This is a genomic window from Paenibacillus sp. J31R109, assembly GCF_059692055.1.
Map to the genome: position 1 here is coordinate 53,993 of NZ_JCAUAR010000011.1, position 13,872 is coordinate 67,864.

Genomic DNA, 13,872 nt, shown 5'->3' on the forward strand with positions numbered 1-13,872 from the left:
ATCTCGGCTTCCTACTTATTATTGGAGCAATTATAGTTTTTGATTAATCTCATCGGTAATCATGCTAATGACTTGATCAATCGGCTGCGTACCTAAATCCCCTTGTCCACGTTTACGAATGGACAAGCTGTCATTCTTCACTTCATTCTCACCAACAACGAGCATGAAAGGAATTTTCTCCAGCTGCGCTTCTCTGATCTTGTACCCTAGCTTCTCATTGCGATTGTCAGCTTCAACTCGAATGCCAGCAGCTCTCAATCTGTCTGTTACTTGATTGGAGAACTCTTCAAATGCTGGAGATACCGGAATTACTTTTGCTTGTGTAGGCATCAACCAGGTTGGCAGAGCACCAGCGAAATTCTCAAGCAAGAAAGCAGTCATACGCTCCATTGTCGAGATGATTCCTCTGTGGATGACCACCGGACGGTGTTTCTGACCATCTTCCCCTGTGTATTCAAGCTGGAAGCGTTCTGGCAGCAAGAAATCGATTTGCGCTGTCGAAAGCGTCTCTTCTTTTTTCAATGCTGTCTTGATTTGAACATCTAATTTAGGACCATAGAATGCTGCTTCACCTTCGGCTTCAAAGAACGGCAAACCAAGCTCTTCCACAACCTCGCGAAGCATACGTTGGGAAGTTTCCCACATTTCATCATCTTGGAAGTATTTCTCCGTATCCTTCGGATCACGGTAAGAAAGACGGAAACGGTAATCCGTAATTCCGAAATCCGCATACACTTGACGAATCAAAGTAACAACGCGGGAGAATTCTTCTTTAATTTGATCCAAACGACAGAAGATATGAGCATCATTCAACGTCATGGCACGAACACGGTGCAAACCAGTCAGTGCACCTGACATTTCATAACGGTGCATTGTGCCCAGTTCAGCAATACGAACCGGAAGGTCACGGTAGCTGCGCATATCACTCTTATATACCATCATATGGTGCGGACAGTTCATTGGACGAAGGACAAGCTCTTCATTGTCCATAACCATTTTCGGGAACATATCTTCGCTGTAGTGATCCCAGTGTCCGGAAGTTTTGTATAACTCAACGTTAGCTAGCACAGGCGTGTATACGTGTTGGTAGCCTAAACGCTCTTCCAAATCCACGATATAACGCTCCATTGTACGTCTTAGTTTCGCACCATTTGGCAACCAAAGCGGTAAGCCTTGACCTACTTCACGCGAGAATGCGAACATTTTGAGTTCGCGGCCTAGTTTACGGTGATCCCGCTTCTTAGCCTCTTCTAGCAAGTGCAAATGCTCATCCAATTGCGCTTTCTTAGGGAAAGCTGTTCCGTATATACGTTGCAGCATTTTGTTTTTAGCATCTCCGCGCCAGTAAGCGCCAGCTACACTCAGCAATTTGAATGCTTTAATGCGTCCTGTTGACGGCAAATGCGGTCCGCGGCAGAGGTCAAAGAATTCACCTTGATCATAAATTGTAAGAACGGAATCTTCCGGAAGATCACGGATCAATTCTAATTTGAACGGATCCTCTAGCTCTGTGAAAATACGGATCGCTTCTTCACGTGATACTACACGGCGCGTAATCGCCAAATTCTCATTGGAGATACGTTCCATTTCCTTCTCGATTTTGATCAAATCTTCAGGGTTAAGCGGTGTTTCCAAATCAATATCATAGTAGAAGCCGTCTTCGATGACAGGTCCGATCCCTAACTTAACTGCTTTATTGCCATAAATGCGCTTGATTGCTTGTGCCATCAAATGCGCCGTGCTATGACGGTACATTTCTAGACCTGCTTCGCTATCGAGCGTTAGGATTTCAACATCAGCATCATTGTCCAAAGCGAAAGATAAATCAACGGATTTCCCGTTTACTTTACCGCCCACTGCATTTTTCTTCAGACCGGATGAAATGGACTCTGCTACTTGTTCAATGGTCGTCCCTACTGCATACTCTCTCACTGCGCCATCTGGTAATTTTACTTGTACAACCATGTCCTTGCCTCCTATTGTGTTAGTGAATTGAACGCAAAAAAGCACACTGCATCCCATAAAGGGACGAGTGCGCTCAGCTCGTGGTTCCACCCTAGTTCGATTCGTTCCTACCTAAAGATAAGCCGAATCCTCATCAGCATTCGTTAACGGGAATGATTCCGGTACTGTATAGTATCGCACCTGCAAGTCAGGTCGAATTCCACAATACGGCTACAAAGGGGTAAACAATCCGATTTGCTGAAGGAGATTGCAGCCTGGTCTCCTCTCTCTGAGCAGTTCATACAGAAAGTTCATGTCTTTGATACTAACGCCTTCGATCACTATTATAAATGGCGAGAAGGGCAAGGTCAAGGGGATAGTTGATCCTGCTTTTTGGCATCTCCAAGATAGAGGTCGCAAGTTCGGCAGTAACTGCACACCGATGTACGGTCCTCAAAGATCTGTCGAATCGTTTTGATAATCGTCAATTCAGGATCTCGCGTATGAATATAAATATTCGCAGGCGATACCGTGATCAGTGTACTCACGATCATATCCTCGAAATTAATGTCCTTCTCCAGCATCTCCATACGGAAACTTGCATCAAATTCGTTCGCATCAATCGGCTCCATACGATCATTCAAAATGACAAACTCATGGCCGCCTTTATGAATCAGATGTGCTGCTGGAATTTTGGCCTCTTGGATATACACAAAATATTGCAAGAGCGAAATAAATTCCTGATATTGGCGATCCATCATAAATTCATCAATCGCATATTCAGCAATTTCCCGCAACTCTTCCTTGTATTCCTGAATGCGAAATTTAAGAAACCCATCCAAGCTGAACTGTGGATTCTCCTCAAGCAAAATGACGATTTGCTCCTTCAGCATTTGAATGCGACGAAGCCGGCTTGGGCTGCTGTTCACCAGCGGTAACCCTTCCAGTTCGCTTTCTTGCTTCAAGGACTGCTTACAGTAGCCTTCAATGGCTTCAATATCCGACTGCTTTTCATATTTAAAATCCTTTGTAATCAGATTACGCAATATGCCCGATTCCTTGTCCGCTACGATGTGGCTCGCCAGCACTTCAGCCAGACAAGATCTCACTTGAGCTTCATGGATAACAGGATCGTGGATCACACTTCCGGCTTCTGCCTCCACATAAATAAAAGCACGTGTTTCACACCAAGTATAAGTAGCCTTCAAACCATTTTGGGCGATATGTAAATGCTGTAGCGCTTGATTCAACTGTGCACTCAGCGAACGTACATAGAATTCCTCAACATGAATAAGGGTAATTGTAAACAGTTCCATGTGCTCACTCCTTCCGTCTATGCATCCTCCTCTTAAGAGTATATGGCCCTGAGGATGGAGATATACAACGAACAATTTGCCATTTACGGAAGGGGAATAAATGCAAAAAAGGAGCAGCACAAGGCTGCTCCTCTCATAAGAAAGGATGACAGGTTACAACTGCTCTAGCAGAGTCTTAACCAGTAAGAATGGGAGAGCACCGATAGAGATGAAAGCAAAAAGGAATCCTTGCATAAAATTTTTAAGCAGCTTCACAAAAATCACTCCGATCTTCAATCTCATATTGTGGTGTTCCTTTATTCTACTCCTATTGACCATTGGTTACCTGAAGCTAAGATTAATTTTACCTTAAAGTGGTGCGGAAATTGACGACAAAAACGCTTATCCATTCAAATCCCACCAGTGGATTTAAGCATAGATAAGCGTTAACGTTCCTATGTGTTTAGTTTTGCATCACAAAATCACGATCAATCTTCGCATTCACGTCATCAAACACACGTAGAATTTGATATTTCGTGTTCCGTTGCGCAGGAATTTTGCCTGCTTGGCGGATTATGTCCAGCGTCGAGCTAACGTTGACCTTGTGCGTCGTACCCGCCGCGGACACAACGTTCTCTTCAATCATAGTGCTGCCGAAGTCGTTACAACCGTAGCTAAGCGTCTGCTTGCCTACCTCAGGTCCCATGGTGACCCATGAGGATTGGAAGTTTGGCACGTTGTCCAGCATAATGCGGCTGATCGCCAACGTTTTCAAGTACTCTTCAGGCGTCACTTTCTCCGCCTTCATATTCGTGTTGTCCGGTTGGAACGTCCACGGAATGAACGCCAGGAAGCCTGGTGTGTTCAGCTTCTGCAGCAACACATCGTCTTGTGCATCGCGGATACGCAGCATATGCAGCGCACGCTCTTCCATGGATTCGCCGAAGCCGATAACCATCGTCCCCGTCGTGTGCATGCCTAGCTTATGCGCTGTCTGCATGACGTCCATCCAATCGCGCCAAGAGCCTTTGAGCTTGGAGATCTTGCGACGCGTACGGTCATCAAGGATTTCTGCTCCGCCGCCTGGCAAGGAATCCAAGCCTGCTTCGTGCAATTGACGAACGATTTCTTCCAGCGATAAACCGCCGGAGACATCTTTCATTTTCATAATTTCAGCGGGTGAAAAGGAGTGCATCGTAATATCGAAACGCTTCTTAATTTCGCGTAAAATGTTCGTATAATAGCTAAATGGTAGATTCGGATTCGTACCACCTTGCATCAAAATCTCGGTACCGTCAACATCCAAAGTCTCTTGGATCTTCTGGAAAATCGTTTCATCAGGCAATACATAACCTTCCTTCGAACCCGGAGGTCGGTAGAATGCACAGAATCTACAATACACATCACAAATATTCGTGTAGTTGATGTTACGCCCAATTACGAAGGTCGTGATCGGATCGGGGTGCCACTTCTTCATAATAATATTGGCGGTGTCGCCAATTTTCTCTATTTGATCGGATTCGAATAACGTAATACATTCTTCTACATCAATTCGTCCGCCTGCTTGTGCTTTACTTAATATGCGATCAATCGGTTTCATTGCAACTCACTCCTTTACTTTCTGAAGGCTCGTATCCATTAATCGTACCATATTCATGCCAAAAAAGCAGCACAGGGCTGCTTTTTCCAGACGTTATTCCTTTGTAAATATGAATAATTTCTGAATACAGTAACGCTTAACCGCGTAGAGCTTGTTCCAAATCTTCAATAATATCTTCGATATCTTCCAGTCCTACGGAGTATCTCACGAGACCATCCGTAATACCGCGCAACAAGCGAACTTCCTTCGGCATCGCCGCGTGTGACATCATCGCAGGGTACGATAGAATACTCTCAACAGCACCTAGACTCACCGCAACGAGTGGAATCTTCACTTTGCTTAGCAATTTCTTCGCTTTCTCCCCTGAACCTACATCAAATGAGACGACAGCTCCGTAACCGAGCGATTGCTTTTCATGAATTTCTCTACCTGGGTGGTTAGGCAAACCTGGGTAGTAAACCACGTCGATATCTGGCTGCTCAGTCAGCCATTGTGCTAATCTACGAGCGCCCTTCTCGGACATTTCCATGCGAGCTTGCAAGGTTTTCATGCCTCGAATGAGCAACCATGAATCTTGAATGCCTAGGACGTTCCCCATACCGTTCTGAATTTGCTTCATACGACGGCCTAAACTGTCATTTGCAACAACAGCTAGTCCAGCTAATACGTCGCTGTGCCCGCCTAGGAATTTCGTCGCGCTATGCAGCACGATGTCGATTCCAAGTTCAATTGGACGTTGGTGGTAAGGCGTCATAAATGTGTTATCGAGCATCGTGAGTAGATCATGCTCCTTCGCAAAGGCTGCAATCTCACCGATGTCCGTGATGCGAAGCGTTGGATTAGAAGGGGTCTCGATGAAGACAGCTCTTGTATTCGAACGAAGGGCCGCTCTCACTTGAGCAATATCCGTCATATCCACGAAAGTGGATTCCACACCCATGCGATTCATAATCGTTGTCAGCAAACGATACGTACCACCGTACACGTCTTCTGTACAGATGACATGATCCCCTTGAGACAACAGCATCAATGCCGATGAGATTGCCGCCATTCCAGAGGCGAACGCAAAGCCGCGCGTTCCGCCTTCCAGCAAAGCAATATAATCTTCTAAGGCCTGACGTGTCGGGTTACCAGAACGCGTGTAGTCGTACTCTTGGTTGGCTTCCAAATCAGCCTGATGGAAGGTAGAAGCCTGATACAAGGGCACGCTCGATGCCCCTGTCGCTTCATCAATTTCAGCACCAAAGTGGATTAGTCTTGTTGCAAATTTGCCTTGCGGCTGGCGTTTGTCTTTATCCGAGGAATGGCTCATGATTGTGGAGCTCCTTCCAGTTCGGCTTGTGACGCCTCAAGTGCGTTCGACAAATCTGCAATCAAATCATCGATGTGCTCGATACCTACGGAGAAACGAAGCAGACGGTCGTCTACGCCGATTTGTTGTCTAATTTCCAGCGGAATATCCGCGTGTGTTTGTACCGCAGGGTATGTCATCAAGGACTCCACGCCGCCTAAGCTTTCAGCGAAAGCAATGAGCTTAATGTGACGAAGAATCGGTTCGATCAATCTCGCATCTTTCACTTTGAAGGAGAAAATCCCTGTGTTCCCGTTCGATTGTTTGTTTTGAATTTCATAACCCGGATGAGACTCTAATGCTGGGTAGTACACGTCTGAAATCAGCGGGTGCGCAAGCAAGAAGTTCGCAATGGCTGTTGCATTCTGCTCATGACGTTCCATACGCAGTGCAAGAGTTTTCATCCCTCTCATCAGAAGCCAGCTATCCTGAGGTCCAAGTACCGCACCAATTGAATTATGAAGAATGGCCATCTGTTCAGAAAGTTCTTTTCCTTTTGTAACAATCAAACCAGCTAGCACGTCATTATGACCACCCAAATACTTCGTCGCGCTGTGGATAACGATATCCGCACCAAGTTCAATTGGACGTTGCAGATAAGGCGTAAGCAATGTGTTATCAACGATAGAAACGATGCCCTTTTTACGGGCCCAAGTACATACAAGCTCAAGATCCGTAATCATCATCAACGGGTTCGTTGGCGTTTCAATAACAAGACCTTTTGTATTGGACTGATAGGCACCCTCTAGGGCATCCAAATCGTTCGTGTCTACATACGTAGCCGTTACACCGAACCGGGACATAATTCTTTCTAATAAACGATACGTACCCCCATATAGATCCAAGGATACAATTAGATGATCTCCTTGGCTGAAATAGGCGAAAATCGTTTGCAATGCTGCCATACCTGAAGAGCAAGCAAATCCTGCATCTCCGGATTCAAGCCCAGCAATGGCGTCTTCTAGCACTTTACGGGTCGGACTCTTCGTGCGAGCATAATCAAATCCTGTACTCTGTCCAAGCTTAGGATGGCGAAACGCAGTTGCTTGATACACTGGAAAGCTTACAGCACCTGTAACAGGTTCTTCAATGGAGCCAATTTGAGCGAGACGACTTTCGATTTTCAACAAGGGAATTCCTCCTATGGATGTGGGTTCAATGAGTACAGATTACAATTGCGAACTTGCCAAACTTTCATTGATGTGAGTCGTCAATTCAAAAGGTGTTTCTTGATATACATAATAGTTCAGCCAGTTGGAGAACAGCAAATTCGCATGTGCTCTCCAAGTGTTGTAAGGCATTCTACTCGGATCGTTATTCGGGTAATAATTGTTCGGGATCTCGATCGGCAGCCCTTTAGCCACATCACGGTCATACTCCCATTTCAAAGAACAAGCATCATATTCCGAATGTCCAGTTACGAAAATATGCTTGCCATCGCGCGTTGCTACAATATATACGCCTGATTCATCCGATTCAGATAAAATTTCTAAATCCGGACATCGCTCGATATCTTCACGATTAACATCAGTGTGACGTGATTGCGGAACGTTGAATACTTCATCAAAGCCGCGCAGCAACTTCGTGTTCGGAACACTCACTGTATGTGGGAATACACCAAAAGTCTTCTTCTCAAGACCATATTTGCGTACACCGAAATGATGGTATAGTCCTGCTTGTGCTGCCCAGCAAATATGCAAAGTGGAGGTAACATTACGTTTGCTCCATTCAAGGATTTGTGTTAGCTCCTCCCAGTAATTCACATCTTCAAAGTCCATTTGCTCTACAGGTGCGCCAGTTATGATCATACCATCTAATTTATCATCTTTGATATCATCAAAGGTTTTGTAAAACATATCTAAATGTTCGAGAGATGTATTTTTGGAAGTGTGGGTTTTGGGATGCAGCAGCACGAACTCCACTTGCAGCGGCGTATTTCCGATCAAGCGCAACAGCTGCGTCTCCGTTGTTTCTTTGGTCGGCATTAAGTTGAGCAGGGCAATGCGAAGTGGACGTATATCCTGGTGATACGCGACAGATTCGTCCATGGTGAAGATGTTCTCTTGGTTTAAAATTTCTTTGGCAGGCAGGTTGTCAGGAATCTTGATCGGCATCCTGTTCACTCCTCTTCTTTAATTTAGTTTAGGTAAAAATATCTATAGAAACGCAAAAATGACCCTCTCTGGGATCAGAGAAAGGCCATGGAAAATCAAAGTCAATGTCCTTTCCTTATCTCCCAGATTCGCTGTAAACAGCGTTTCCGCAAGAATTAGCACCGTGCTCCCCTTTTTACAAAGGTTTGTCGGTTGCCGGGTGTCATAGGGCTAGTCCCTCCACCTACTCTTGATAAGAAAACGTAACGTATGCGATTAGGATTATCATACTATAAATTAGGTGAAAGTCAAGATGGTTCTGCTTGTATTTCTCATTAGAAATATTTAAGATTTTGCATTTGCAGAGAAATAAAAAAATGTGATACAATTTGTATCAAACGGACTGTGTTTCAATAGTTGAAGAGAAGGTTATATAAGTAGGATAAGCTATCGCACCACAAAGCACATTTAATTCCTAATCATAGCAAAGAAATGAGGGCTACTATGTCAACCCAAACCTCGGATAATTTCTCAGCTTTCGCTTCCCTACATCGCTACTTCGCCTTAATTGAAAGTGACAAGCCTACCCCCCAGCAAGCAGCAATCGCTGTTTCACAGCTTCCTCTCGTCTACGGCGCTGTCAATGAAGATGACTTGATGAAGCGCGGCGGCCCTGAACTGATTCAAATGTACACGGACATTAAAAATAAAATCCTGAATGCCGCCAAGTAAATTTGGCGGTTATTTTTTTGACACCGACCTAGCCTATTTCCCATACGCTATCTAAACGACATTTCCCCTTATTCATGTGACTTTATGGCTTGAAACGTGATATATGAACGGGTATACTAGACAAGTATTCGACACGGACGGAAAAGGAGGGCATACGCTTGGACGGAGAACCGAGGAGTAGAACCTGTAAAGTCTTTAGTAAACAATTTCAAAGTGTAGGAATGAAGTCGGTTATTCCATCATCCAGAGTATTGCTCTTCTAGATAGATGAACTAACCGGCTGATTCCATTCAAAGGGGTGGGCAGATGAAAACACGGTTGGTTCAAAATGGTATTTTTACGTTAGTAGAAGATGTGACCACTGCGCTATTACCTCCAAGCCAAGGTTTCTATTGGATTGATGCGGGGATTGAGGATTTAGAATTATTACAGCCTCTGTTCCATTTGCATGATTTGGCCGTAGAAGACTGTCTGAGTGAGGAAGAACAGCGTCCAAAGATTGAATTTTATGATTCTCATTATTTCATTGTAATTAATAGCATTCGGTTCGATGATGAAGAAATTTTCCTTCGCGCACTTAATTTATTCCTCAGTAAACATGTCATCATTACCGTAACACGGCAAAAAATAAATGAACTTCGCGCGCTTAAGCCTTTCCTTTGGGAAGAAGAAGTGAATAGCGCTGATCGATTCTTATATCACTTGGTCGATCTTGTTGTCGATAACTATGTAGCTGTCGGTGACCGGATTGAAGCGAAAATAGAGAAGCTGGAAGAAGATATTCTCATGGCGACGAAAAAATCCCATTTGAATGAGATTATTGGTCTCCGTTCTGAGATTCTATGGCTGAAAAAGATGCTAGTGCCTCAACGTGACGTCATCGGGACGCTAGGCAAAAAAGAGTTGAGACTGATTGATCACCAGCTTCAAAAGTATTTTGGCGACATCTATGAGAATGCTGTCAAAATCGTCGATACCTTCGATACGTTGCGCGATCTTATGGGGAACTTACGAGAAGCTTATCAATCCAGCTTGGCGAACCGCGCGAATGATATCATGCGTGTGTTTACCGCGTTGACGACAATCTTCATGCCATTGACGTTTATTACCGGTGTGTTCGGGATGAATTTCGATAACATTCTTGGTCTGCATCTAACCGATCATGGGGATGAAATTGTGCTAGCCTTTATGGGCGTACTCGGCATCGCCATGTATATCCTCTTCCGCAAGAAAGAATGGTTATGAGCCTTTCCGATGGAATAAGATGGTGACTTCAAGCAGCATGTTGCTGGGAAGTCACCTTTTTTTATATCTCACTTAGGATAGCTTAATTTTGACAAACTTCCGTTTCCCAACTTGCAGAATATCACCATCTGCTGGTGTAATTTGCGCATGAATGTCGGTTAGCTTCCCTTCGTTGATTTTGACAGCGCCTTGCTCCACGCTCCGTCTTGCTTCCCCATTCGATGCTTGCAGAGCTAGATGAACCAACAGCTTGATAATTGAGATCCGTCCTTCATCCAAATGCTCGGAACTTAGGTTAACCTCCTCAATTTCATCAGGTAAAGACCGCTTCTGAAAAACAGTAATGAAATGCTGTTCAGCTTCCTCAGCGGCTATAGTGCCGTGGTACATCTCCACATACCCTTTCGCAAGTTTTATCTTGGCGTCTCTAGGATGGATCGTACCCGCTTCAAGCCCTTCTCGCAGCCCTTCGATTTCCGCATTCGACAAGGCTGTCGTCAGCTCGAAATATTTGAGCATCAACGTATCCGGAATGGACATCGTTTTGCCGAAAATATCAGTCGGTGACTCATCGATTCCGATGTAGTTGCGCAGGCTTTTGCTCATTTTCTGAACACCGTCCAGCCCCTCAAGCAAAGGCATCAGAATCGCCACTTGACCTTCTTTGATCTCATAAGCACCTTGAAGCGTGCGGCCCATCAAGATGTTAAACGTCTGATCGGTTCCACCTAATTCGATGTCACTTTCCAGTGAAACCGAATCGTAGCCTTGCATAAGCGGGTAGAAAAACTCGTGTACATGAATTGGCTGATTCGCCGCATACCGTTTGGCAAAATCATCTCTTTCGAGCATGCGAGCAACCGTTACCTTACCTGCAAGTCTTAGCACATCATCAAAACGAAGCTCTCCTAACCAAGAAGAGTTGTAATGAAATGTTGTTTTATTCAGATCCAACACTTTGGCTAACTGTGTTTGGTAAGTTTCTGCATTACGTTTGACATCTTCCTCTGAAAGCTGTTTACGCGTCTCCGATTTCCCCGTCGGATCCCCGATTCGTCCGGTAAAATCACCAATAATGAGCTGAACCTCATGGCCCAAATCCTGAAATTGACGGAGCTTCTGTAGGACAACGGTATGTCCGATATGAATGTCGGGTGCAGATGGGTCTAAGCCAAGCTTAACTTTGAGGGGAATTCCTGTCACAACTGCCTTCATTATTTTCTGCTTTAGCGCTTCCTCGGGCACGATGTCTGCTGCGCCTCTTTGAAGAATACTTAATTGATGTTCCACTTGTTGTTGTTGCTCTTCCGTAAGCTTATCCCATGAAACCATACGATCCCTCCGTTCAATTGGTTAAAAGAAAACAAAAAAGACAACCACCTCGTCCACAAAGGGACGAGAAGGTTGTCTCGCGGTACCACCCTAATTAAAGAGAGGGGTTCCATGCCTTACAGCATGTCACTTCTCTTTCACTTAGAAGAATAACGACAATAAAATTGCCGGGTGTAAGCTACTGATACTCGCATGAGTACGTTCCCTCCACCAACTCAGAACTGTAATTCGGAAAACATGCTTGCATCGGTTTGCACCTTCCACCGACTCTCTGCAGCAGCGGCATTTCTCCTACTTGGGCCATCGCCCGTGTTCGTCATCGCATTAACGGTTATTAGATTATTGACCATTTAATCATATCCGGTTAGTTCTTGTCAATACGCCTCAACTAGCGGCTTGCGACGTAAATCTTTCCTTCTCCCTGCGAAAACGCAACCGAAGCAGACGCAGCCATTCATAGGCACGGTCTAACTCTTTACCTTTCAATTCATCCGTCCCCGTAAGGCTCTTGAGAACTGGCTTCAAATAGCGGTCACCTTCGGATTCATACGCATTCCAAGCCTTAATTTGCTCTTCTTCTGGGATCGTAGCAAGCTCAGCCTCCACGAGTGGATCCATATCATAGCCTTCACGATCCAATTCTTCCACCCACAGCAGTAATTCTCTTCGCGGCATCGTTAAATTGGCTTGAAGATCGGCTAAGTTGCCGCCACCAGCAACGATTTCAAGCAGTTTACGTTTACTGATCTCGCGATCTTGTTCGATACGCAGCTTCTGTTCCTTCTGTGCGAGCAGCCAGCTTTCGAATTTCATCGTATCCACATAGTTGGCTACCCAATCCAACGGAAAACCGTTGGTGCGTGTGCTTTCACCGATCAGTCTAAGCAATTGTTCTGCATACATCGCGGTTTTTTGCTCGCCAAAGCCAGGGATTTGCTGAAGCTCTTCCTTGGTCTGAGGCAAGAAGACCGAAATCATCCGTAGAACGCGGTTCGTTGCAAGGATATAGGGAGCCTTCTTCTCACGGCTGGACTGTTCGCGGCGCCATATACGCAAAGACTCGTACATCGCATCATTCGGATTTTCCTCACAGTAATACGTTAGCATTTGGGTCATTTTCGCTTTGCCAGTAAGCCCGTTCGTCAGATCTAATTCTGTGTGAACTAATGGCCGGAAGCCGATCCGAATCTTCTCGCGTAAGCCTTGACGGAACGCAAATAGCATTTCATCCCAACTAATGCCTTGGAACCATTCATCCTGCTCCAGCTTACCAGCGAAGTCAGGTTCACTCCAATACACGCTCCAAATCCCCTGCTCCTCCACAATAGAAACCTGTGCGGAAATCACTTGCCCATCCCCCGAATTCTTCTCCAACGTGTTCAAAAATACAATGTTCATTGCCATGCCTCCCGACGATTTTATGAAATGAGTATGAGAAAAACGAAAAAGCACCTCTACCGCCCGCTAGGGCAGAAAAGGTGCTTCCCATTTCCAATATCCAAATCATACCATGTTTGTCAGTTAGGCGCAAGACAGTTTTGCCCGCCACCTTTTATCGGTTATAATGGGTGCATACTAGAAAGAGAATGGAGTGTCCTCATGTCTGATTATGACTTTTTATACGATCATCAAGAAGAAACAACAACACGATTTGTGTGTTTTGTTGGTAATGCCTTGCACCGATTTGACCTCGCTATTATGACAACTACCCGTTATTACGGGAAAAAATTGGTCATTGATTTACAATCAGGACGCAGTGCTGTTATTGGACCGGACGATTTGGACGAAGAAGGCTACCTCGAGCATGTGTTTAAGATCAACGAAGAACAAGCTCAAGAGCTTACGGAATTTTTATCCCAAATTATTGGATCCATACATTTCACGGATATTTAAGGGATTGGCGGGGGACACTGGAAAAAGCATAACCTGAAAAGGAGGCTTATCCATGCCCAAAAAGTCATCACAGAATAACCACGTAGAAGGATTAGGCTTCCTCTCAGAGGACCGCCTCGCCGCGTACACGGACCTCAAGACCGTAGAATCCCAACGGAACGATATGATTCCCGAGGAGTTCCCAGAAGGGGCCTACGGGACAAGCATGATGTCTGAGTCACTTGGGAAGAGCACCCCTTGGCGAGAAGATCAACGTCCGACTAACCGATTCGCTTATGAGAATCGCGAATTGCACGAGGGTATCACAAGGGACTATCCGGGAGCAGATGATGCGAACGGCGAGTCTACTGAGGGCTTGTCCTAAATGAGAAACGCCACGAACACCCG

12 protein-coding genes, 1 riboswitch and 1 other annotated feature are annotated in these 13,872 nt (G+C 45.2%); of the genes, 4 read left to right on the forward strand and 8 right to left on the reverse strand.

Translation table 11 applies throughout. The annotated features are described in order from the left end of the window. Positions 1-30: 30 nt before the first annotated feature. The 6 genes from thrS to metA all read right to left on the reverse strand — a co-directional run bounded on the left by thrS (position 31) and on the right by metA (position 8,304). Positions 31-1,965, reverse strand: a complete 1,935-nt coding sequence (gene thrS / locus AC58QT_RS24040) for a threonine--tRNA ligase (protein WP_497411220.1) — start codon at positions 1,963-1,965, stop codon at positions 31-33. 347 nt (positions 1,966-2,312) lie between these two features. Further along, a complete protein-coding gene (locus tag AC58QT_RS24045; protein WP_497411221.1) occupies positions 2,313-3,260 on the reverse strand; it encodes a putative sporulation protein YtxC in 948 nt (315 codons plus the stop codon). A 442-nt stretch (positions 3,261-3,702) separates the two neighbouring features. Further along, a complete protein-coding gene (gene mqnC / locus AC58QT_RS24050) occupies positions 3,703-4,839 on the reverse strand; it encodes a cyclic dehypoxanthinyl futalosine synthase (RefSeq protein WP_310501950.1) in 1,137 nt (378 codons plus the stop codon). Positions 4,840-4,975: 136 nt separating this feature from the next. Then, positions 4,976-6,151: a trans-sulfuration enzyme family protein gene (locus AC58QT_RS24055; RefSeq protein WP_497281176.1), complete on the reverse strand. Its 1,176-nt coding sequence runs from the start codon at positions 6,149-6,151 to the stop codon at positions 4,976-4,978. Further along, entirely contained in the window at positions 6,148-7,317 is a 1,170-nt protein-coding gene (locus AC58QT_RS24060) for an aminotransferase class I/II-fold pyridoxal phosphate-dependent enzyme (protein ID WP_310502020.1), read from the reverse strand. The genes AC58QT_RS24055 and AC58QT_RS24060 overlap by 4 nt, the downstream gene beginning before the upstream one ends. A 42-nt stretch (positions 7,318-7,359) precedes the next feature. Next, positions 7,360-8,304 (reverse strand): homoserine O-acetyltransferase MetA, encoded by a 945-nt coding sequence (gene metA, locus AC58QT_RS24065; RefSeq protein WP_497411222.1) that lies wholly within the window; start codon positions 8,302-8,304, stop codon positions 7,360-7,362. A 112-nt stretch (positions 8,305-8,416) separates the two neighbouring features. Then, positions 8,417-8,543: riboswitch (SAM riboswitch) on the reverse strand. Between the two features lie 244 nt (positions 8,544-8,787). Here metA and AC58QT_RS24070 point away from each other — a divergent pair. Beyond that, positions 8,788-9,015 carry a hypothetical protein gene (locus AC58QT_RS24070; protein WP_310501953.1) on the forward strand — a complete coding sequence of 76 codons (228 nt, stop codon included), beginning with the start codon at positions 8,788-8,790 and terminating at the stop codon, positions 9,013-9,015. Between the two features lie 306 nt (positions 9,016-9,321). Next, positions 9,322-10,260 (forward strand): magnesium/cobalt transporter CorA, encoded by a 939-nt coding sequence (gene corA / locus AC58QT_RS24075; RefSeq protein WP_310501954.1) that lies wholly within the window; start codon positions 9,322-9,324, stop codon positions 10,258-10,260. A 72-nt stretch (positions 10,261-10,332) separates the two neighbouring features. On the opposite strand, the gene tyrS is transcribed toward corA, so the two are convergent. Further along, positions 10,333-11,592 carry a tyrosine--tRNA ligase gene (gene tyrS, locus AC58QT_RS24080; RefSeq protein ID WP_497411223.1) on the reverse strand — a complete coding sequence of 420 codons (1,260 nt, stop codon included), beginning with the start codon at positions 11,590-11,592 and terminating at the stop codon, positions 10,333-10,335. 56 nt (positions 11,593-11,648) lie between these two features. Then, positions 11,649-11,909: a binding site (T-box leader), on the reverse strand. 67 nt (positions 11,910-11,976) lie between these two features. After that, entirely contained in the window at positions 11,977-12,990 is a 1,014-nt protein-coding gene (locus AC58QT_RS24085; protein WP_497411224.1) for an HRDC domain-containing protein, read from the reverse strand. 201 nt (positions 12,991-13,191) lie between these two features. Between AC58QT_RS24085 and AC58QT_RS24090 the strand changes: the two genes are divergently transcribed. Together AC58QT_RS24090 and AC58QT_RS24095 are read left to right on the forward strand one after the other, a co-directional pair. Continuing rightward, complete coding sequence (locus AC58QT_RS24090; RefSeq protein WP_310501957.1) at positions 13,192-13,485, forward strand: DUF3055 domain-containing protein; 294 nt, start codon at positions 13,192-13,194, stop codon at positions 13,483-13,485. Between the two features lie 52 nt (positions 13,486-13,537). Beyond that, a complete protein-coding gene (locus tag AC58QT_RS24095; RefSeq protein ID WP_497281166.1) occupies positions 13,538-13,849 on the forward strand; it encodes a hypothetical protein in 312 nt (103 codons plus the stop codon). Positions 13,850-13,872 lie beyond the last annotated feature (23 nt).